Origin of the sequence: Okeania sp. SIO2F5 (assembly GCF_010692685.1) — a bacterium.
Classification (GTDB): domain Bacteria; phylum Cyanobacteriota; class Cyanobacteriia; order Cyanobacteriales; family Microcoleaceae; genus Okeania; species Okeania hirsuta.
Map to the genome: position 1 here is coordinate 210,673 of NZ_JAAHGU010000010.1, position 22,675 is coordinate 233,347.

Annotated in this window: 20 protein-coding genes; 6 read left to right on the forward strand and 14 right to left on the reverse strand. The window is 34.6% G+C overall.

The features are described 5' to 3' along the window. Positions 1-23: 23 nt before the first annotated feature. The 5 genes from F6K27_RS07290 to F6K27_RS07310 form a co-directional block, all read right to left on the reverse strand. Entirely contained in the window at positions 24-269 is a 246-nt protein-coding gene (locus tag F6K27_RS07290; RefSeq protein ID WP_287273014.1) for a hypothetical protein, read from the reverse strand. A 104-nt stretch (positions 270-373) separates the two neighbouring features. Continuing rightward, complete coding sequence (mddA, locus tag F6K27_RS07295; RefSeq protein WP_287273016.1) at positions 374-1,105, reverse strand: methanethiol S-methyltransferase; 732 nt, start codon at positions 1,103-1,105, stop codon at positions 374-376. Positions 1,106-1,156: 51 nt separating this feature from the next. After that, on the reverse strand, positions 1,157-1,510 hold the full coding sequence (locus F6K27_RS07300) for a macro domain-containing protein (RefSeq protein ID WP_161564682.1): 354 nt from the start codon (positions 1,508-1,510) through the stop codon (positions 1,157-1,159). 154 nt (positions 1,511-1,664) lie between these two features. Beyond that, positions 1,665-2,036: a co-chaperone YbbN gene (locus F6K27_RS07305; protein ID WP_124146988.1), complete on the reverse strand. Its 372-nt coding sequence runs from the start codon at positions 2,034-2,036 to the stop codon at positions 1,665-1,667. 47 nt (positions 2,037-2,083) lie between these two features. Next, a complete protein-coding gene (locus tag F6K27_RS07310; RefSeq protein WP_287273019.1) occupies positions 2,084-2,797 on the reverse strand; it encodes an NnrU family protein in 714 nt (237 codons plus the stop codon). 604 nt (positions 2,798-3,401) lie between these two features. On the opposite strand from F6K27_RS07310, the gene F6K27_RS07315 reads away from it, so the two are divergent. Next, the gene (locus tag F6K27_RS07315; RefSeq protein ID WP_124146990.1) at positions 3,402-4,406 is read left to right on the forward strand and encodes a LysR family transcriptional regulator; all 1,005 of its coding nucleotides are present in this window, start codon (positions 3,402-3,404) and stop codon (positions 4,404-4,406) included. A gap of 838 nt (positions 4,407-5,244) precedes the next feature. On the opposite strand, the gene F6K27_RS07320 is transcribed toward F6K27_RS07315, so the two are convergent. Then, positions 5,245-5,844, reverse strand: a complete 600-nt coding sequence (locus F6K27_RS07320) for an ACP phosphodiesterase (protein WP_124146991.1) — start codon at positions 5,842-5,844, stop codon at positions 5,245-5,247. Between the two features lie 808 nt (positions 5,845-6,652). Between F6K27_RS07320 and F6K27_RS07325 the strand changes: the two genes are divergently transcribed. Both F6K27_RS07325 and F6K27_RS07330 read left to right on the forward strand, forming a co-directional pair. Beyond that, positions 6,653-7,999 (forward strand): hypothetical protein, encoded by a 1,347-nt coding sequence (locus F6K27_RS07325; protein ID WP_287273021.1) that lies wholly within the window; start codon positions 6,653-6,655, stop codon positions 7,997-7,999. 419 nt (positions 8,000-8,418) lie between these two features. Continuing rightward, a complete protein-coding gene (locus tag F6K27_RS07330) occupies positions 8,419-8,709 on the forward strand; it encodes a hypothetical protein (RefSeq protein WP_124146993.1) in 291 nt (96 codons plus the stop codon). A 13-nt stretch (positions 8,710-8,722) separates the two neighbouring features. Here the strand turns inward: F6K27_RS07330 and F6K27_RS07335 are convergent, their stop codons facing one another. From F6K27_RS07335 to queG, 3 genes are all read right to left on the reverse strand, one after another. Further along, on the reverse strand, positions 8,723-10,555 hold the full coding sequence (locus F6K27_RS07335) for an EAL domain-containing protein (RefSeq protein ID WP_287273022.1): 1,833 nt from the start codon (positions 10,553-10,555) through the stop codon (positions 8,723-8,725). 697 nt (positions 10,556-11,252) lie between these two features. Continuing rightward, positions 11,253-11,882: an HAD-IA family hydrolase gene (locus tag F6K27_RS07340; protein WP_287273024.1), complete on the reverse strand. Its 630-nt coding sequence runs from the start codon at positions 11,880-11,882 to the stop codon at positions 11,253-11,255. 110 nt (positions 11,883-11,992) lie between these two features. Next, entirely contained in the window at positions 11,993-12,916 is a 924-nt protein-coding gene (gene queG, locus F6K27_RS07345) for a tRNA epoxyqueuosine(34) reductase QueG (RefSeq protein WP_287273026.1), read from the reverse strand. Between the two features lie 453 nt (positions 12,917-13,369). Here queG and F6K27_RS07350 point away from each other — a divergent pair, with 453 nt between their 5' ends. Further along, positions 13,370-13,852, forward strand: a complete 483-nt coding sequence (locus tag F6K27_RS07350; RefSeq protein ID WP_287273028.1) for an orange carotenoid protein N-terminal domain-containing protein — start codon at positions 13,370-13,372, stop codon at positions 13,850-13,852. A gap of 1,226 nt (positions 13,853-15,078) precedes the next feature. Here the strand turns inward: F6K27_RS07350 and F6K27_RS07355 are convergent. From F6K27_RS07355 to rsmH, 5 genes are all read right to left on the reverse strand, one after another. Next, entirely contained in the window at positions 15,079-15,513 is a 435-nt protein-coding gene (locus F6K27_RS07355; RefSeq protein WP_124146998.1) for a hypothetical protein, read from the reverse strand. Between the two features lie 554 nt (positions 15,514-16,067). Then, on the reverse strand, positions 16,068-16,493 hold the full coding sequence (locus F6K27_RS07360) for an anti-sigma regulatory factor (RefSeq protein WP_287273032.1): 426 nt from the start codon (positions 16,491-16,493) through the stop codon (positions 16,068-16,070). Positions 16,494-16,497: 4 nt separating this feature from the next. Next, positions 16,498-18,162, reverse strand: coding sequence for a SpoIIE family protein phosphatase (locus F6K27_RS07365; RefSeq protein WP_287273074.1), 1,665 nt, complete (start codon positions 18,160-18,162; stop codon positions 16,498-16,500). Positions 18,163-18,325: 163 nt separating this feature from the next. Further along, positions 18,326-18,754: a transposase gene (locus F6K27_RS07370; protein ID WP_287273034.1), complete on the reverse strand. Its 429-nt coding sequence runs from the start codon at positions 18,752-18,754 to the stop codon at positions 18,326-18,328. Positions 18,755-18,823: 69 nt separating this feature from the next. Continuing rightward, positions 18,824-19,675 carry a 16S rRNA (cytosine(1402)-N(4))-methyltransferase RsmH gene (rsmH, locus tag F6K27_RS07375; RefSeq protein ID WP_287273036.1) on the reverse strand — a complete coding sequence of 284 codons (852 nt, stop codon included), beginning with the start codon at positions 19,673-19,675 and terminating at the stop codon, positions 18,824-18,826. Between the two features lie 535 nt (positions 19,676-20,210). Between rsmH and F6K27_RS07380 the strand changes: the two genes are divergently transcribed. Continuing rightward, entirely contained in the window at positions 20,211-21,395 is a 1,185-nt protein-coding gene (locus F6K27_RS07380; protein WP_287273039.1) for an NAD(P)H-quinone oxidoreductase subunit H, read from the forward strand. 215 nt (positions 21,396-21,610) lie between these two features. Continuing rightward, positions 21,611-22,672, forward strand: coding sequence for a photosystem II q(b) protein (gene psbA / locus F6K27_RS07385; protein WP_124143731.1), 1,062 nt, complete (start codon positions 21,611-21,613; stop codon positions 22,670-22,672). The last annotated feature ends 3 nt before the right edge of the window (positions 22,673-22,675 follow it).

A 22,675-nucleotide genomic window follows, 5' to 3' on the forward strand; every position in this document is an offset into this window, starting at 1 on the left:
GGAGTATCTGAATCAAAAAGATGCTAATTTGAATCAAATATTTTTGGTATCCCTGAATGATTTAGTGTCTTTAAAGCAGCAACTTCTCTGTACATCCTTCCACGTCTTTCATTGTCTTTTTGATTATTAAGTTTTTTCAGAACATATTGATTGGATGGAAACACATCTTTTCTACGTTTTACTGAAAAAGTTTGACCCTGCCCACCACTACCAATTCGTTTAATAATTTCCCAGTTTTCATCCCAAGGTTGATTCTTCTTTTTGTTCATAGTAAATATCAATATATTGCATTTAATTTAGAATAAAAAAATGTAGAATTGATAATTAAAGGTAAATTTACCAATTCTAAATTCAGAATTCTAAATTCAGAATTCTATTTTATTCTTGGTACAGGAATTAACATGGAAACTTGCTGCCGATATTCCTGATATAAATTTCCATAAATAGAAATCATATCCATCTCTTCTAATTTAATACCTACTAACATATAAATAGTTGTACCCAGGGCAAAAATCAAATGAGAAAATGTCATAGTTGGAGCTGCCCAAAAAGCAATAACAAAACCCAAAATAATCGGGTGGCGAATATATTTGTAAAACCCTGGAGTTCTAAATCCTAAATATTCATATTCCTGACTGCGCAAATATAAATAGACTTGTCGCAACCCAAATAAATCAAAATGGTTAATCATAAAAGTGCTGAGGAAAACAATTAACCACCCCAAAGCAAAAATGCCATAAATAATATTAGAAGCAATCGGACTTTGTATATTCCAAATAATTCCACCAAGAGAATGCCATTGCCAAAATAACAGTAATAATGCCAGACTTGCCATTAAAACATAAGTGCTACGTTCAATCGGATGTGGAATAATTTTCGTCCACCATTTCTTGAAACTTTGACGTGCCATAAGACTATGTTGAATAGCAAACAAACCGAGTAATAAAATATCAATTAATATCCCGTTAATCAGAGAACCATCAAAATCGGAATCTAGTGTTTTTGGTACTATTAAGTTGCCGACAAAACCAATGCTGTACAGAATAGTTATCATTGAGATTAAATAACAAACTACACCATAGATAAATGCTAGTATTCTACTCATATTTCTCTGATAAAATATCCATTACTTTATAGAAATAAATGAAATTATTTTTTACTCTAGTATTTCACGAAAAACTTCTAAGTATTTTTCATATACTTTAGTCTTAAAACAAACAAGAACAACCTTTTCAATAGATTTACTTTCCAATAAAAATTGCATAACTTCAGTTATAGCTATTCTTGCTGCTACTTCCACCGGAAAAAATAAACCACCAGTAGCAATAGCAGGAAAAGCAATTGTTTTTATAGCATATTTTTCTGCTAAAGCTAAACTATTTTCATAACATCTCATCAGTGTATTCTTCTCTCCGAAAACTCCAGCTCGCCATCTAGCTGCAACTGGTTGTAAAAACTGAAAGAGGCTAAAACTAGCTCCAAAGGAAATTATTATTATTATTCCCTTCAATTCTAGTTTTAACCTCTTTATTTAAGACTCAGCAATAGTACAATTAGCGTTTGATATTCCCTAAACTCCAAAAATGCTAGGTATAAGAAACTGGTGCAAGCAATTATTAATTATTAATTATTAATTATTAATTATTAATTACCTAACACCTTCTTCATCCCATTAACTGAGGTTCCAAAAGTCGAGTTAGACAAGTTTTTTGGTAACTGGTCATAAAAGTATCTAATGTCCGTAAAAAATCTTCCCGTACCTGGAAATGATCCACTCGATTCACTACTTGGCCATTTTCAAATAAAATCAGGGTAGGCAAAGTTCTGAGTTGATATTTACTAGCAAGCTTTAAACTTTCGTCAGCATTCACCCCCACCAGCTTTAAGTGGCCATTCCATTCAGACTGAAATTGAATTAATTGGGGGACAATCATTTTACATAGGCCACACCACGGTGCCCAAAAATTTACTAAAACCGGGTTAGAGGCATCTAACACCTCTTTTTTAAAAGTTTTTTCGTTAATTGACAAAAGCATGGCTTCTCGATCTGAGTTAATTAAATTTTTTATATCCTGGGATCATGCTACCAGTCTACGCTCCCAGTTGCACGGATTAGTAGTGGATGAGCTTGCCAAAGTAATAAGATAAAAACAGCTATTCCGACATAGGCCCATCGGAAAAACTCCTGTAACTGTAGAGTTTGACGTCCTTGGATAATAGCGACAAAAGGTATAACCGATGTGCGAAACTTTAACTTTTCAAAAGATTCACCAAAACGCTGTTGAAGTCGTCGATCCCCATGCCATACACCAAACAAATGATGGAGTATGAGGCCAAAAGATGTTACTAAGGTAAAACTTGTCCCTAACCAAAGAGTATGGGCAATACACCAAATTACTTGGCCGACCATTTGAGGATGGCGGGTAATCCGAATAATACCTGTTTCATAGAGATGGACTTGGGGTTTTTGAATTGCAGCAATTTCTAAAAGATTGAATGTAGAGGGATAGAGAAAGATAAATGAAATTGCTGATAGTATCCAGACTATAGGCTTAACTATTGGGACACCTTGCAGTTGCCATAACTGCAACCCATCGTAACGGTGGTTGAAAAAGTAAATAATCAGAATTACTGCTAGTGGTAGACTGACCAGAGCAAATAAGATGCGATAGGGTCTAGGACCAATTTTGGTTTCGGCCCACGGTCGGAGGGCTGCCAAACCACTATGAGCGGTGGCAAAACTTAGCAGTAACCCCAACATAATTAAATGGCTAGGGGTTAACCAATCATTAGACATGGGTATTATGGGACATTGATAATAAAAGTTAACTTTTGGAGGAATCCTCCAGCAGTATGCTGAAGGGACGTAATGCCAACCCCTTGAGTGGGGAAGGAAATGCGGTGAGTGTAGAGTTTGATTTTCCCAATAAATTATTGATTCCCTAGCTCAGGAATTTGGAAATCAAAGGTCTTCAACTCTTAACCTCTGTCTTAAGGACTTTTGTCCCTGATTCAGTTTAATCTAAACAGGACAATCAGAGCTTGATTAACTAACAAGATTGAAGATATGGAGCATGGAGTTAACGAAGTCAGAAGTCAGAAGTATATTTTTGTAACGGAGATTTGAGCTTCGCTCCAAAAATATTTCGCCTTAAAAGGCGGGTTTACGCGACCCAATTATTTTGATAATTTTAATTTCTTCCTGATTTAATAAAATAAGTAACTTAAATGCAAACCAATTTAAGACAGAAAAACACTGTAAATTCAAACTTGTTAACACTTTTCCACTCTCTACTTGCTCTGGAAAGACCTACCGAGTCAAATCAAATACCATTAAGCAATTTGCCCATTTGCTAACTCTTTGGGCGTTAACTTCCTCAATTTCTTTTTCCTTTAACAATATGTCTGAGCTTCCTTTCACCCTAGACCAATTACGCATTCTCAAGGCGATCGCTGCTGAAGGTAGTTTTAAACGAGCTGCCGATAGTTTGTTTGTTTCTCAACCAGCGGTTAGTTTACAGGTACAAAATTTAGAGCGACAGTTGAATGTACCTTTATTCGACCGGGGTGGCCGCCGGGCACAATTAACTGAAGCTGGTCATTTGCTACTTACTTATGGTGAGAAAATATTATCTTTGTGTCAAGAAACTTGCCGAGCTATTGAGGATTTACAAAACCTTCAGGGTGGTACTTTAATTGTTGGTGCTTCTCAAACTACTGGTACTTATTTACTACCCCGAATGATTGGGATGTTTAGGCAAAAATATCCTGATGTAGCTGTGCAGTTACACGTTCATTCTACTCGTCGTACTGCTTGGAGTGTTGCTAATGGACAAATAGATTTAGCTATTGTTGGGGGTGAAGTTCCTCCAGAGTTACAAGAGTCTTTGGAAGTTATACCTTATGCTGAAGATGAGTTGGCTTTAATTTTGCCTGTTTCTCATTCTTTGGCAGAAAAGGAGACTATTCAAAAGGATGATTTGTATCATTTAAATTTTATTACTCTAGATTCTCAATCTACTATTCGTAAGGTAATTGATCAGGTATTATCCCGTAGTGGTATTGATACTCGCCGTCTGAAAGTGGAGATGGAATTAAATTCAATTGAGGCAATTAAGAATGCTGTTCAATCTGGTTTGGGGGTAGCTTTTGTTTCTGTTTCAGCTATTGAGAAAGACTTACAAATTGGGGTTTTGACTACGGCTAAAATAGAGCAGATAGTTGTCAATAGAATATTATCGGTTATTTATAATCCTAATCGTTACCGCTCTAAAGCTGCCGAGGCTTTTAGTAAGGAAATTTTACCTTTGTTTTCTAGTCTCAATTTTAATCCAGATAAGATTAAACCTTTATCTAAAGAAATACAGCCTATAGAGATAGTAACAAATAATGTTAGTGAAACTTGAATATCGACTATTAATGGAGAATTTTTGAATCAATTATCAGTAATACAATTTTCCAAAAATAATATTATGAATAATTTGGGTGATTAAAAGATAGGTGCAGGAGATGTCCCTTTGACTCAAAAGATAAGTTCCGACCTAAAAAATGATATCGAAGCTATTTATTCTGACTTAGTCCTCATAACTCCTAAGAAATAGTCTACCTAATTTGTAACAAATATTTATCAAACTGGTATAAGTGTTTCGGCATTTAAACTTTATCTCTCAATGGGCGGTTAAGGGAACACCAGAGATGAGAAAACTGTCTGAGGGAATATAGAATCTCAATGGGTATTAGTTGAGTTCCAGTTCAAATTTTCCTATCAACTGGAGTTACAAACAATTAACTGATAATTGAATAATTGGCATCTTAAACCCAGGGTTAAAAATATAGATAACAAGTTCAGTTTATACTCATAGATTTATAATTTAATAATGAATATAAATTCACCAAGTTTATTATTTGAAAAACTCAATAAATATAGAAGAAGATTCAGCAAATTTTGCTCGCAATAAAGATTAATTGGCTCGAGTATATTTGATGTTTGCTAGAATAACAATTTTTTCACATTCTTAGAGCTGATTTATAAAGTAAATATTAAGAGGATAAATACTTTACATTGTAAGGGTTTGACACTATCTAAGCCCCAATGGCATAACTTTTGAAAAACCCATGCTAGAAATGGAATTCAGCTCAGTTTACAAATAAGCTCTAAGATCGGAGACGAGAAAATGCCTAAATAAAAATGATAATCAAGGTCAAGATACAAACATGGATTCTATAAATTGATAGTGAAGCTGTTCAACCGGATTTGATATTAGACAAATTTTTGACATAATTAATAACTTCTGGAAAAAAAGTCAAAAAATCCGACTCAATTTCAGTATAATTTTTAATCAGTTCATTTCCAGCAGTAGCAAGATTATTTTCTCTCTTCAAACGTTTAGATAAACGGACAAAACTTAAGTTAATCCCTGATAAGTTTTTGTAGGAACTAAGCCAATTTTCAGATATAATTTTAGGTAATATTTTTTGTAATCTATCAGGTAAAATTTCCTGATTTTTTTGCAAAATAATATATATTTTTTGCACAAATACATCTAAGTTTTCATATGCAAATAAGTTCCAGTGATTGGCTAAAAAATGGTCATAACAAATATCAATAATTATTCCTGCTAAACGTCTATGACTATTACTAATACGATTTTTACTTCTCAAATATATTGGATGAGTATCAGTAAAGCAATCAACTTGACGATGAGTTTTGATTCCTTGAATAATTTCATGGCTATAAATAGTTTCATATTGTTCTAGATACCCTTTGACAAAATCACCTAATAAATTTCCTATTTGTGATTCGGGAGTATTTTTCGCTAAAAATAAATGAGCTAGATAGTTCATAAGTAGATAGTTATATCATTTTCAAGTAAAGTACATAGCAGTTATAGCAGAAGGAAGAAAGAAAAAGTAATAAGGAAGAAGAAAAAATCTGGCGTTGTCTAAGTTTTAAGCTTTTGATATGTCCTAATATGAAATACCAAAATTTTTGCTACAAATACGCACGGCTGTTTCAAGGAGTCAGTCCTCAGTCCTAAGTAGGAATAGCCTACATATCATTTATTAGACTCAAACTCTGTTTTTAGTCAAATCAATATTTCTGGGTAAAGTTTTTTAACTAGCTAAATTATTCGTAGCATTCTTTTTTATCTTTCATATAACCTTTCCTTCAACTACTATATATTTTGATTTTATATAAAATCTCTATTGGAATTCAAGAATAGATCACAGTAATAGGAGTTTCAGACTTTATTCTCTATTTTTTGTTTTTGACAAATCCTGTACATCAAGAGTGTATAAATATCAATATTAATTAATATTAGAAATCTCTATCAACTAAGAAAGAGGAAACAGATAACAGGAATAAATAATTGACAATTTATAAATAAGAATTGCTTTGATTTTTGATTTTTGGAGAAGTCTATTGCCTAGATTTTATGATTAAATTTTGAAATACTTCCAATCATATCTATGTTAAAGCAAAGTTAAACTGCTCAGGATAATTTATACAAAAACCAATATCTATTGAAATAAGTTAGAAATGACGATTGACGTTATTAGCTAACAGCTTATACAATAAATCAAAATTATGATGATTAAACTACCCTAGATTTTTCCGAAGCTCTTTCATAAATTAAGTGGATTTTGTAGCATGGCAAACACTCTAGAATCTATTATTAATCTACCGAAGCTAAATTCTGAATCTACCCTCAGAGAATTACCACTGACTGATTTTCAAGTAAGTCCGATGACTTCCCTAGAATTAGTTGAATATCAGTTTAATCAACAACCTGACTTATCTGGAGTTATAGTTGCTTCCGATGAAAAGTTTTTTGGCATGATTTCTCGACGCTACTTTCATGAACAAATGAGTTCTCGTTATGGAAGAGAACTATTTATCAAACGTCCTATTCAATATTTTTTAAAAGCTACTCCAACTAAATATTTAGATAACTGTTTGGTATTACTTTCTGAAGAAAAAATTAATTTAGCTGTACAAATAGCACTAAACCGTTCTGAAGAAACTGTATATGAACCACTAGTAATTCAATTCGTAAACAAAAAAAATCCTAATTGTTATATTTATTTTTTACTTAATTTTCAAACTTTAATCCTGGCTCAATCTCATCTACTTAGAGAAGTCAATAATGAGTTATCTCGCCAGAAAAGTTCTGCTAAAAATTATTTGATTCAGCTCAAACATAAACAGCAAAAACTCCAACAACATACGGCAGAATTACAAACGCAAAAACAAGAAATTTTAGCTAGACACAAGTTATTAGAAATACAGCAAAATGACTTAATTAGTCAATCACAACAAATTCATAACCTTAACCGCAGACTGAAAGAAATTACTGGTTTTATTTCTCAGGAAGGAAAAAAAGCATTTTATGCAACATTTGAAGGAGTACAAAAAATTAACAAAAATATGAATGAAATTGTCAATATTGGTCACTTGTTCACCAATGAACTTAAACTAATTAACTCTGCATCCCATCAAATTGAAACAATTAGTAAGCAAGCAAAACATTTGGCAATACAAGCTGCTATTGTTGCTGGTCATTCAAATTCTCAACTTAGTGGTTTCAGTCATATTACTAACGAGATTGGAAAATTGGTGAATGAAACTTCACAAGCAGGTCGTCAAATGAATTTAGTAGCTAATAACTTAATGAGGAAAATTTCTGAACTTAACAATTTAGCTGAAACTGGTAAGCAAACCGCTCAGTCTCTAGTAGAAAATAATCAACGTTCTGAGATAACATTAGATGAGTTAGAAAAATTAATTCAACAACCAAACTTGGATCGAGCAGCAGTAAATTCCTCTGCTGTTACACAAGGTAGCAAAATTACTGATATTTCTCAAGAAAATCTGTATCAAGATAAAAATATAGTCAATAACCATCAAGAAAAGTTTGAGGAAAAAAATACAGATCTTTCTGAATTGCAAATGCAAATATTGAATAATCAAAAAGATCAAGAAAAATTGATACAATAAATTCGTTCTACTTTAAATAAAAAAAAATTGATATTTAGTTAGATTGAGTTGACAAAAAAATAACTAACTTGATAGAAGATGTAGCCAGTTTAAGTGAATCTTCAACAATTAATAATTAATAATTACTTCTCCTGAAAATAATAGCATTGGTGAAAAGTATTTTTTTCTTTATTTCTTTTTCAATGATATCAAATACGTTTGATTGGATATAAAAAAATTATCGAATCGTCATAACTAATAAATCTTTGTGATTCTCTCTCCTTCTGACTCCTAAAGACTTAACTAATCTATAACTGTTTAACCGGATTTAATATGAAAAGGTTTTCAACCTTAATTATTCGGTAAAAAAATCTCAAATTCTACCCCTGTTTATTTATTTGAAATTTTCTAGAATAACTAAAGTATAACTTCTATAGTTAATGAACAAGATGCAAATTATTGTTACTCCAAATCACTTTCTTTATCAAGATGTACAACTATATCATCTTAAACTTCGAGGTATTAGTAATCAAGCTACTGGATATTTATATTGCAAAAATAATGAAACTATTAGTAGAGCTACCTCTATGGATAAAATTCAGTTAGAAGGACTTTGTAAGATTAAACAAGTTATTGCTCTACGGCAGCGAGCAGTTATAGATATTGCACCTATTCTAGAAGCACATAACTGGGAAATAATCCCTATTTCAGAAGATCAAACTAATAACTAATAGATACATTATTTCATTTTCCTTTTCCCTGTATCCAATCATTAATCATTTGAGGACAACTAGCTAAAGACTCTGCTAAGGATGCAAATTCGACCAAAGGTAAAGGACGATTAAATACATAACCTTGAAGTTCATCGCACTGATTTTTAACTAAAAAAGCCAATTCTTCTTCAGTCTCAACTCCTTCAGCAATAACTCGTATATTTAATTTGTGAGCCATAGAAATAATTGCTGATACTATAACTTGGTTAGCAGGATTACTGTTTATTTTACTAATAAAATTTTGATTGATTTTTATACCATCAATGGGGAATTTTTGTAGATAACTTAAGGAACAATAACCAGTACCGAAATCATCTATAGAAATTTGAATGCCTAAACTTTTTAAACCATGTAAACTTCGTATAGCCTTTGTTTCATTTGTAATCAAAATACTTTCATTAAAATCTAACTCGACGTAATTAGGAGCTAGACCGCTATTTAAAAGAACTTTAACTAATTTTTGACGTAAATCTAATTTATTTAACTGGCGATCAGATATGTTGACTCCTACTCGTATTTTTCCTAACCCAATATCCTGCAAAGCTTTAACATTTTCACAAGCAGTCTTCAACACAAATTCACCTATTGGTTCAATTAATCCTGTTTCTTCTGCTAGGGGTAAAAATTGTCTTGGTAATATTATAGACCCATCAGATTTTTGCCAGCGTAGTAGAGCTTCAGCACCTACAATTTGGCCTGTTTTTAAATTAATTATTGGTTGATAGTAAATCTTAAATTGTTTACTTGATAGTGCCGAATGTAAATCATTCTCTAACTGCAAAGTATGGCTGTTTTGATCTTTACCTACTTCATTATCAAAAAAATATTGATTATTGCCCTTTCTTCTGGCATACTCCATGGCTTTTCTAGCTTTTAAAAGTAATTGCCCCAGTTGTCTTCCATCAATAGGATAAAGAGCAATTCCAGCATTAGCACTAATCAAAAACTTTTGCTGTTTTAACACATAAGGTTCGACAAATTGCTGTATAATATTTTGAATTATACCTGTAATTTCTATCTTCTGATGAAGTGATTCTAGGATAATCACTAATTCATCTGTATTTAAGCGAGTTATCACGCTATTTTTACCAATAAATTTATTGATTCTTTTAGCTATATTTGTAACCAATAAATCACTCCAATCATATCCTAAGTCATCAATGCGCTTAAAGCGATTTATGCCTAAACAAATCACAGGAATAGTTAGTATAATTTTTTTTTCTTTTACATAATCTTGTGTTTTTAAATTTGCGATATTACTAATAATTTGATCGAATTTATCTGATAATAAAAGCCGATTACTTAAAATACTTGGATTTTCTTGATTAGTTAACTTATTAAGTTTATCTTTTACCGTTTCAATTTGCTGAACATACCGCGACTCTATATCTTGTTCGCCTTGATATTTCTGAAGGGCAATCTCAATTGTAGTTTTTAATGATTGAGGTTTAAACGGCTTCACTAGATATCCATAAGGTTCGGTTAACTTTGCCCGCCCTAATGTATTATCATCTGCATAAGCAGTCATATAAACAACAGGTATTTTTAATTGAGAGCGAATATACCCAGCAGCTTCAATACCATCTATATCTCCTTGAAGCATGATATCCATTAGTACTAAATTAGGATGTTTTTTTCTTGCAGTTTGAATAGCTTCTTCGCCAGAGTCTACAATTCCAAGTACTTCATATCCTAATTTCTTAAGATTTCTAGTAATATTTTCTGCGACAATAAGTTCATCTTCTATAATTAAAATTTTTGTAGGATATGTGGGAGTTTTAACAGAATATTCAGTGATATCCATCGAATTTTACCTGCATAAGTTGGATAATTTGATTGTATATACAATTATACTAACTCTCAAACTTTATGTGAAAAAAATGACATTGAAAAATTATCCTTAATAGCAGATAATTAGATTCTAAACACTATCTATATATATCATTTTTTTTCTTGATTTACTCTTGAATTTTGCTTCTTTTTTATCTTTAATATGGCATTATTTTATATGATTGATATTATAGTACTAATCTAATAGTAATTTTATCAGAAAAAGTCAAGTTATATCATGTCCGTTTAATAGTGGCCTGAAAAAAACCATCCTCTACCTTCAACAACAAATCTTTCTATTATCCCTGCTCACTTATTTATAAGTATTCAACCGAAAATGATACAATTCGTAAATACTATTTCTTTGAAATTTAGAATTTGAGAGGTTTTCTGTTCCCTAACTCCACCATAAATTATTATATATAATACCAATTCCCAAAAACAAAAATAATAGTATACTTCCTCAAGACTTTAGTGATTAAGCAATAAGTAAAGTTCAGCAATGTTTTTAACGATTCTAGACAAAGAGCGAAGATATCTTATTCGGTCGAATTCTACTCCCTACTCTCAAGAAGATGTAGCAAGAATAGGTGATATTGGGTATAATACTAGTAGATATTGAAGTGAATAAAGCTTAGGCTTGTCACTATTCATCATTTTTTTTACTTTCTTCAAAAGTTATTAATTACTTCCATTAATTCTTGCGGTCGATCAACTAAAGCATCTGGCTGATAATCGGATAATACTTCTCTAGAATTAAATCCCCAAGTCACCGCTATTACTTTAACCTTAGCTTTTTTGGAAGCACTAATATCTCTAACCTCATCTCCGATATAAACGATCTCTTCTGGTTGAATATTCTCCACTTTTAGATATTTTTTAATAACCTTATCTTTGCCAAAAAGTGTTGAGGCTGAAATTATAAAATCAAAGATTAATAAATCATATTTTTGCAAGACAAACTCTACATTTTTCTGACTATTAGAAGTAATTATTCCCAGTTGATAACCCTGCTGTTTCAGTTCTAATAAAATTTCTTGAATACCAGAAAACAACCTGACATTGTTAATTCCTTTTTGAAATTCTGCTCTAATTCTTCTCAATAAAAAAGGAACTTTAAAAATAGATATTCCTGACTGATTAATCACTTGTAGAGGGCTTAATTTTTCGATTTCTGGAATTTCTTCCTTCTTAGCTTGTTTATATCCAAATTCAACTGATAAATGATTTGTAATTGCAAAAATCAGATCAAAAGTATCTGCTAATGTACCATCAAAATCAAAAATAACTATTTTTATCATTATTATATAACAATTGCTAATTGCTTTCTGATTCTATCATTAACTATTACTCGAAAATGTCAATCAATCAACCTAATCTATGGCAGTGGATAACTTTGACTTTGACTTCATTAAAGATTAGCACAAGCATTTCGTCGTAGCATTTCTGGCTTAATACGTCGTAGTGCGGAAGCTGGAAACTGCTTATCCCAATCTTGTTGAGATATCTCTGCTAGTTCTGTTAACTTAGGAGTTACATTACCAGGATAAGGTTGAAAATCATCAATATTTGTCTTTTGAGCAAATCGTTCATTCCAAGGACAAACATCCTGACAAATATCACAACCCGCGACCCACCCTTTTAAATTTGATTTAATATATTCAGGTAGTTCAGGATTTCTATTTTCTATTGTGTGATAAGCAATACAAAGATTTGCATCAACAACAAAAGGTTCTACGATCGCATTAGTCGGACAAGCTTCCAGACAACGAGTGCAGCTACCACAATGTTGAGTATGAGGGCGATCGCTTGTCAACTCTAGGTTAGTTAACACTTCCCCCAAAAATACCCATGAACCGTATTCTCTAGTAATTAGATTACCATTTTTTGCTATCCAACCCAAACCTGCTTGTTGTGCCAATGGCTTTTCTGGCACTGGACCTGTATCTGCATAATACCTGGTTAAAATTTCCTTTTCTTGCTCCTGCAACCAGTTAGTCAGAGCTTTTAACTTTTGGTGCATGACTTTATGATAATCCCTACCCCACCCATAGCGAGAAATTTTACCTATTTCAGAATTTTCAGAATGTTGATGTAGCGTGTAATAGTTGAGCGCAACACAAATAATAGATTCAACCTCTGGCATCACTAGCTTCAAATTTTGACGTTTGGGGTTAGCCATCCATCTTAAGTCTGCTTGATAACCTTTGTTCAACCATGCCTGCAATCTTTCTGTGTCTGAACCTAACTCATTTACTGAAGCTATACCAACCTTGTGAAATCCTACTTCTAAGGCTTTCTGTTTGATTTGACTAATGCTAAGTGCAGATTTCATCGATACTAGCTAGATTTGTAAAATTTGTATTAATTTATAATATTTTAAATACCTTACATCATGTCCATTTAATTAGTTATAATAAAGTTCTTAGGTGGTAGGTGTAAATTCAAGTGAGAACACTGGAAACGGAGCATAAATTTGGGATATTCCTTCCAGAGCGCTTCAATAGAACATTTTTATGATACTTAATCATCCGAACATGGTATTAGTATTAATTGGTAACACAGATTGGCAAAACTGTATAATAATTTACGATACAACCACCATGAATTTTGAATTATACTTTGTTTTGAAACTTTTCAACTTGTCAATTTTATTTGCACCTATTAACAAAAAGTTACATAATGCCAAGCAAGGAGGCAGAGATTTGCAAGGCCATTTGATTTGAGATTAGCTAACATAAATATAAATCTCTAAGTTGCAGACATGACATATACTGCTGAATCTACAATGAAAATTTTTATCTGTAGTAACCCTAAAACTGTTGTTGAAACTACAGCTCAGTTCAATACTCTTAGTATTGATGAGCAACTAGCATTACTATGGTACATCTACACCAAAATTAGAATTAGACGCTCTGTTACACCTACAACCCCCGGTGCAGCACGCCTACAGTTGGCTGAAGGTTTGCTAAATGAGATTAAATATATGTTTCACGAAGAACAATTAGGAGTCATCCGTGACTTAGCTGCTAGCAAAAATAACCCTATTTCTCGTGCTTATGGTATACTAAGTGCTAATACTAAGCTAGCTTTCTGGTATCAACTAACAGAGTCCATTGAAGAAGGCGATATAGTTCCAATACCTACTTTTCATCAGCTCTCGGTTTCTGGAGCTCAAGTATTGACCTCTATAGAAGTATTAGATTTTGGTCAACAAATTACTGTATTACGCAACGTTGTAGCGAATATGGGTGTCGATCCTTTAGCTTAATTTTTGAGTAACATTCCCGAAACCTAATCTAATACCATATCTCAAAAAGTTTGCTATATATATTTGTAATGGGGAAATAGGGAGATAGAGAGATAGGGAGATGGTAATCAAATATAGCACTACTATTCAGAAAAGGTATAATATCATGTCTCTTTAAATACCCACAAATAACATTGATTAGGGGGCACCGGAGCAGTAGGGACGTTGCATGCAACATTCCTACGGAGTAGGGGGCAATTTGATAGATTCTCAAGATAATTTGAGAAGATCATTTTTACCCTTGTTTAATTAATGACACTTAATATAACGAAATACTTGCCGTAAAACCCTCTGATATTGGACAGTACAGAGCTAAACAATTACTGGTATTGAACAGCAAGTAGTTACTCGCTACTTTTAAACTTTTAATAACGATAATTTTGAAAGTACAGCAGTCGCCATTACTGTATTTGACTTATGAAATAGCTGCAAACTTGGGAATATAAATAATCAAACTTTTTCCTTCTTCCTTCTGCGTTTGCAGCAAGTCTATTTACTGCTAATATCATGTTCCCCCTCCGGGGGAGCTACGCTAACGGATAATCAGTTATAAAAAAACTTCTGGCCTTGAAGCTTTCTTTCCCTACTGCCTTCCTTCCTCCAAAGTGTAAGTATTCAACCGAACATGATATAATGGCTCACTGAATGATCTTCAAGATCCTATTATTAGTAGGAATGCGATCGCTTCCTATCTTCAGGAAGAAGATTAAAGTTATAGCAGTCGGAGTAAAGGTTAGGAGAAATCAAAAGCTTAAAACCCAGACAACGCAAGATTTTTCCTTCTTCCTTCTTCCTTCTTTCTTCTGCTATATACAAACTTATCCTTAAGCAGGAGTGAGCCAAGAGCTTGATGAAAGCGACGTAGAAGTTTAAGTCAGGGAAACAAAACTTCTTGATTTTAGGTAAATGTAGCTGGGAAATTTATTTTGAACCGTCAGTAGGAGCGAATAATTGCTCTTAGTTTAAAGCTGTTAGCTTATTCACAAAAGTTGTTAAAAAGCATTCAGCTTAAATTTATGCTGAAACCGAGGGAAATGCAATTTAAGAGGGGTTGAAATCCCTTTTAAATTATCCAGCATCTAACCTATAAGTCAGGGATTTTAACCCAAGCTGATAGCTGAAAGCTATTAGTCCAGAGCTAGTTAAATTTGTGTCCTCACACTAGATTTCATGTTAGATGATTCATTTCAAGCTGTAGTGGATACTTGCAATGAACGAGCTAACATTTGTTGTCCTAGTTCTATATGACTAGAAGCACACTTCCAGTCTGGATGACTTGTCATTAATAAACTTTCTAAAGTTTCTTTGTCAAATAGATGCCATACTAGCGATTTATTAAAATAGCATTCGACTGCATAGCAGTTTTGACTAATACAGTAAATATAACAAGTTTCGGAAGCTCTCTCAATTTTTATATGTGCCCCTGGTTCCAGGTCGCGAAATTGAAATATATTTTGTTTAAATTCATCTGTAGAAGACACTGTAAAACCGGGAATTACAGCCGTTAGTGCTTTTTCTCCATTGATATGAATCCAATAATTACGAGTAGGATCGATTCTTTCTAGCCAAGGAGATTCGTCATCTAGGCGATAACGAGGGGCTAAAGGAAAAAACATATTCATATAACAAACCTAATATATATATTTTAATGGTATCTAAATAAACCTTATTTTTATCTTGCGGTAGAGTATAGTTAGATGCAACCAAACTTAACAAAACTTATCAGGTTTATCATATATATAATAGAGTTGTCGCTAAAATAAAGGGAAAAAATCACTCTAACCTACACAGAGGAATAATTCTAAGCATTTTTGCCATCCAATAGCTACAATCCTTAAAGAACAAAGTTTTTGGGGGATTTTTAAGTTATAAAGCGACAAGTCTAATAGTTATCGCAATATTTTTTCAGTTGTGTAATACCAATTTCATCAAATATTGCCACACTCAGGGAACAGGAAACAGAGAATAGGGAACAGAGTTAAGGATAAACGTATGAAAAAAGAGAAAAAAAACTTAAAATTTTACAATAATCAAAGTAAATAAATATTGATAACAGATTTGATTTTATAGAAGTACTTTGACTTATCTCCAAAAATTAATCTTGATCAAAGAAAAAGCCTGACAACTTCAGTCTATTTCGTTGCATTATTTAGCTTGCAATCATGAAGCAAGTGCTTTATTGTACTTTTTCTGGTATGTCAGCTTGTAATTTTAAGCAGTTTCTACCATCTATCTGCAATGCATAATCTACACGATCCATTAATCTATTTATAATCAACCATCCATAACCACTTTCTTGTTTAGCTTCTGGTGTTGGTGGGTTATACTCTCCCAGACTATAACCCTTACCATAGTCCCAGATTTCTAAATCAATACCACCATCTTTGGCTTCTAAGCGTATTAATACTGGTAGATTAGGTTGGTCTTTATGAGCATGACGAATCACATTAGAATAAGCTTCTGCTAGAACCAAGCGTAAACGGTTGGATTGACGAGGCCAATCAATATGTTCTCCTAGCTCTACTTCTAAACTGCTCAATAACCACTGTTCAACAATAGTCAAAAAACGTAAGTCGCTTGGCACCTGAAGCTCGGTTTTCATAAATTCACAGAACCTCCAGAGATAGTATAGTTTGGTCATCTTCTTGAACTTGATTATTAGCTCGGATATAAGCTAATAAACTATTTAGGTCTATTTGGCTTTTGTGCTGTTTTAAAAGTTGCCATAAACCTTCTTGTTGCAGCATTACACGAGTTTGTTTTCCACTATCAGTAGCCTCTTGAACTACTGTAGCTTCAGTGATGCCATCACTTGTCAGTAGAAATACATCTCCTGAATTTAAGTCTATAGTACCTGCTTTTCCTTTCCATTTTGGCAATATTCCTAGAGGAATACCACGTTCCTTGAGGAAATTTGGTTTCACTTGATTAGAATCCTGATTTTCTGTACTTAGCAGTGCAGTTTGAGACCAAACCAAGGGATATATATGACCAGCATTAGCATAAGCTAATAATCCAGTTTCTGGTGTATAACGAGCCAAAACCATTGTAATGAAGCAATTGTTACTAATAAGGTCGTCACAGAGACCAGTATTAAGATTTTCCATTATTTCGTAAGGGTCTGGGGGATTTTCTTGAGAAAGTTCTCGTCGCATCACAGACATAGCACTTGCCATGAATAAAGCAGCGGGTACTCCCTTACCAGAAACATCTCCCAGTGCCAACCAGATGTCACCTTGAGAATGGGTATAAACTTCAAAGAAATCTCCTCCTACTTCTCTGGCAGGATAGCAGCAAGCTTGTATCTTTAATGTGTCAAATTCTGGCCAACTTTGAGGTAATAGGTTACTCTGTATCTGGCGGGCGACCTCTAGCTCATTACGCATTTGTTCTGCAAGTTCCCTGGTGCGTTGATAGAGTTTAGCCTGAGATAATGCTAATGCTCCTTGCTCCAGGACACTTTCTATCAATTCTATATCTTCTGAAGACCAAAATTTACTGCTATCTTGTTGATCAAGAGCTAAAACTGCTAGTAAGTCTTGTTGATAAATCAGGGGGATTATTAATTTACAAATGTTTTTATCTGAACTTTCTTCTAATTTGGTTTGACGACTTATTGCTACTTCCAAAAATTGTTCTGGAGTGAAAGGGAAGTTGTTTTGAGTAATTTCAGGGTTTTGATAAGAAAATGATTCAGGCATTAAGCGATCACCTTCTACTGGCCATAACTTACCTTCTGTTGCGTCAAAAGTCTGTCCCACTGTTTGAATGATTGTTGATAACATACTAGAGTAATCCAATGATTCTCTAATAGCACTCATTACTTCGTTTAGCATGGACTCTCGTCGCAAAGCACGAGTTAAGGCGTTAGTGCGTTGCCTGACAACTTTGTAGGTCTCTGAAGCTTGTTGTACTACAGCCTTGAGTTCTTCTGGATTCCAAGGCTTTGTGATATACTTAAATACTTTTCCTGAGTTAATTGCTTCTACTAAGTCTTCTACATCTGTATAGCCTGTAAGTAGAATCCTAACTGTATTTGGATATTTTTCTAATGTTCTGCCTAAAAACTCTGTACCATTCATTTCTGGCATTCTTTGGTCAGAGATAATCAGTGCCATTTCTCCTTCTTTTTCCAAAACTTTCATGGCGCTGAAGGCACTATCTGCTTTATATACTTTAAAGTCTCGCCGAAACGTCCTATACAACAAATCTAGGTTGTCTGGTTCGTCATCGACTACCATCAATTTTAATTTCCCCTCTCCCCGACTCATGCTATGCCTTACTCCCAGACAATTTTTCAAATTTTATACTCTCCGGTTGGCCTTAATAGCTTCAATCTAATTTATTAATGTATATTTTTTAGAATAAATAGCCTTGAGTTGACATACTCCCGACGTTGCGCTTACGCGACATGACGAACGCGGGATTCTTCAGTTAGGGAAACCCTAACCGCTGTTTTGATAGAGGTGATGTCCTCCCCCTGTATTGATAACAATCCAACCCACCCCCATCCCCTCCCGGGAGGGGAGCTAGAGGGGTGGGTGAGTTATAGTCCCTGTCTACTTCTTGTCCACACTTAGGACATGAATGCCAACGCTCTGATAAGCTTTTAGAGACTTTGTTCAAACATTCCCAACAATGTTGAGATGTACCTTTTGGGTCTACGCATGATAATTCCTTGCCGAGTTTCCAGGCAACATATTCTAGAACCTGAACAAACTGGCCAAATGCTGCATCCTGCAAAGACTTATTTAATCCTGACTTAGCTGATTGACCATTTGGTAAGAATTGACCATTATCTCCTAATTTAGCTTTGCAACGTCGAACTAGGTTAGATATTTGTAGAAGAGCTACAAATATCACACTTACATCTGAAAACAGGTGATAAGCCAGCTTGATTTGTTAATTATTTATGGATTTTTATACTTAAGATTAACCAATTTTTTCTGCCAATCTAAGTTTAGCAGAACGTGCCCGTGGATTTAATGTTGTTTCACGATCTTGGGCTTGGATGGGCTTTTTTGTCAATACTTGCAAAACAGATGAACTTCTTAAACTATGTTTAACTAAACGATCTTCTAAACTATGAAAACTAATAATTCCAATTCTACCTCCTGGTTTGAGCCAATTAGGGGCATTCTCTAGAAAAGTTTCTAGGGCAGTAAGTTCTTGATTTACTTGTATTCTTAAAGCTTGAAAAACACGAGTGGCGGGGTGTATCCTACCATAACGGTATTTGCGAGGTACACAGTGGGCGATCGCTTCTGCCAACTCGGTTGTTGTTTGAAAAGGACGATGTTCTACTATTCTTCTGGCAATACGTCGTGACAAACGCTCTTCCCCGTAGGTATAAAAAATATTTGCTAATTTGGTTTCTTCCCAAGAATTAACTATTTCGGCTGCAGTCAGAGATTGCTGTCGGTTCATCCGCATATCTAACTTAGCTTCATGCCGGAAACTGAACCCTCGTTCTGGGGTATCCAATTGCACCGAACTTACACCCAAATCAGCTATTATACCATCAAATTCAAGATTTTTTGGCTCATAATCAGCAAAATTTCCGTGCCAAAATTGAATATTGGAGTTTTCAAGGGCCAGCAAAGTTTGACAATAGGCGATCGCTTGTTCATCTTGGTCAATAGCTACTACTTTAACATTTGGGGCTGTAGCTAAAATTGACTGAGTATGGCCACCAAATCCTACTGTTGCATCTAAGTAAAGACCTCTTGGAGATATTGCCAAACCTTGGGTTAACTCGGCACTCAGAACAGGTATATGGTTCATCAAGTTAGAAGTCTATTGGAAAAATTTACATTAGACTTGTTGGGAAATAATAACTGATACTGCTCAAAAGCTTAGAATATAATGCTTTAAGTGATTGAAGCATATCCATTTTAACTCATAAAGGTTTTAGTCGCTTTTTAGCTTAATTTCCAACAAGTATGTTCCGTTAGTTAAAACACTATATATAGTGTGGCACTATAGTTTTGAATTAATATATGTAGTCTCTTAACAGAAATTATATCTGCTTAAACTAACTAGCTATCCCTTTAACGAAGTCAGAAGTCAGAAGTTAGATAGGCGAGAGCGTCGGATTGGTGACCTATAGAAGTTATTTTTGTAAGAGGGATGTAAGCCGCACTCCAAAAATATTTCGCCTTAAAAGGGGGGGTTGCGTGACCCAATTATTTTGATAATTTAAGAGTAGTAACAGAATATAAATACAAGCAATAATAATAACATTTAGCCTAAACCCATTTACAGTCTCACAATATAATTGGGCTGAAATAAAAACAGGTCACTATAGAGAAGAATCAACATGAGCAAAATTGAAACCAGAACCGAACCCATGGTCATTAACATGGGACCCCACCATCCCTCAATGCACGGCGTATTGCGGTTAATTGTCACCTTAGATGGGGAAGATGTAGTTGACTGTGAACCTGTGATTGGCTACTTACACAGGGGCATGGAAAAGATTGCCGAAAACCGCACTAATACAATGTTTGTCCCTTATGTTAGTCGTTGGGATTATGCTGCGGGAATGTTTAATGAGGCCGTAACGGTGAATGCTCCGGAACAATTGGCCGATATTAAAGTCCCCAAACGGGCTAGCTATATCCGGGTAATTATGCTGGAACTAAACCGGATTGCTAATCACCTCTTGTGGCTTGGCCCATTCTTGGCTGATGTTGGTGCCCAAACTCCTTTCTTCTATATTTTCCGGGAACGGGAAATGATTTATGACTTGTGGGAAGCTGCTACAGGTTATCGGATGGTGAATAATAACTACTTCCGTATTGGTGGGGTCGCTGCTGACTTACCTTATGGTTGGGTAGATAAGTGTGAAGACTTTTGCGATTACTTTATGCCAAAGGTTGATGAGTATGAACGCTTAATTACAAATAATCCTATTTTCCGTCGCAGGATTACGGGATTAGGTGTAATTAGTAGGGAAGAGGCGATTAACTGGGGGCTTTCTGGTCCAATGTTGCGTGCTTCAGGTGTTAAATGGGACTTACGGAAGGTTGACCACTATGAATGTTACGACGATTTCGACTGGGATGTTCATTGGGAAAAAGATGGGGATTGTTTGGCCCGATATTTTGTGCGTATTCGGGAAATGCGGGAGTCGGTCAAGATTATTCGTCAAGCAATAAAGGGACTTCCTGGGGGACCTTACGAAAATCTGGAAGCAAAACGGATGGCTGGAGGGCCTAAGTCTGAGTGGAATGGTTTTGATTATCAATTTTTAGGTAAGAAAATATCTCCTACTTTTAAGATTCCTGAAGGTGAGCATTATGTTCGGATTGAAAGTGGTAAGGGAGAGATTGGGATTTATATTATTGGTGATAATAGTCCTTTCCCTTGGCGTTTTAAAATTCGGGCTGCTGATTTTGTGAATTTACAGGTTTTTCCTCATATTTTGCAAGGTGCAAAAGTGGCAGATATTGTTGCTATTTTGGGTAGTATTGACATTATTATGGGGTCTGTAGATCGATAGTTAATTTATTTAAAATAAGGGAGTAGGGAATTTTTTCTTTATTCCCTTTTTTTTAGGTTTTAGGTGATAGGTTTTAGGTTTTAGGTTTTATAGCAATGAGCGCTGGCATCTTTACATATTACATAAATATTGATAATGTAACATAAAAGTAACTGTATGAGCTGTATTTTTCATAAATTAGGCGATCGCTAAAGGTTAAAGTTTTAAGGATGCGTATGACAACTACCTTACAACAGCGTGAAAACGCCAACGTATGGGAAAAGTTCTGTAGCTGGATCACCAGCACAGACAATCGTTTATACATCGGTTGGTTCGGTGTATTAATGATCCCCACCCTTCTCACAGCTACTATCTGCTACATCATCGCATTTGTAGCAGCTCCTCCAGTAGACATTGATGGTATCCGCGAACCCGTCGCTGGTTCCTTAATGTTCGGAAACAACATCATTTCCGGTGCAGTAGTACCTTCCTCTAACGCTATCGGTCTACACTTCTATCCTATCTGGGAAGCAGCAAGTTTGGATGAGTGGCTATACAACGGTGGCCCATACCAGCTAGTAATCTTCCACTTCCTCATTGGCGTATTCTGCTACATGGGTCGTGAGTGGGAATTATCCTACCGCTTAGGTATGCGTCCTTGGATCTGTGTTGCTTACTCTGCTCCAGTAGCAGCAGCAACAGCAGTATTCTTAATCTATCCTATTGGACAAGGAAGCTTCTCTGATGGAATGCCTTTAGGAATCTCTGGAACATTCAACTTCATGTTGGTATTCCAAGCAGAGCACAACATATTAATGCACCCATTCCACATGTTAGGTGTAGCAGGTGTATTCGGTGGTTCATTGTTCAGTGCAATGCACGGTTCTTTGGTAACATCCAGCTTAGTACGTGAGACAACAGAAACTGAGTCTCAAAACTACGGTTACAAGTTCGGTCAAGAAGAAGAAACTTATAACATCGTAGCAGCTCACGGCTACTTCGGTCGTTTAATCTTCCAATATGCATCATTCAACAACAGCCGTTCCTTACACTTCTTCTTAGGAGCATGGCCAGTAGTAGGAATTTGGTTCACCGCTCTAGGTGTATCAACAATGGCCTTCAACTTGAATGGTTTCAACTTCAACCAGTCGATCATCGATTCTAGTGGTCGTGTGGTAAATACTTGGGCAGACATCATTAACCGGGCTAACTTAGGAATGGAAGTAATGCACGAGCGTAATGCTCACAACTTCCCTCTAGATTTGGCTGCTGTAGAAGCTCCTTCTATCAATGGTTAATTT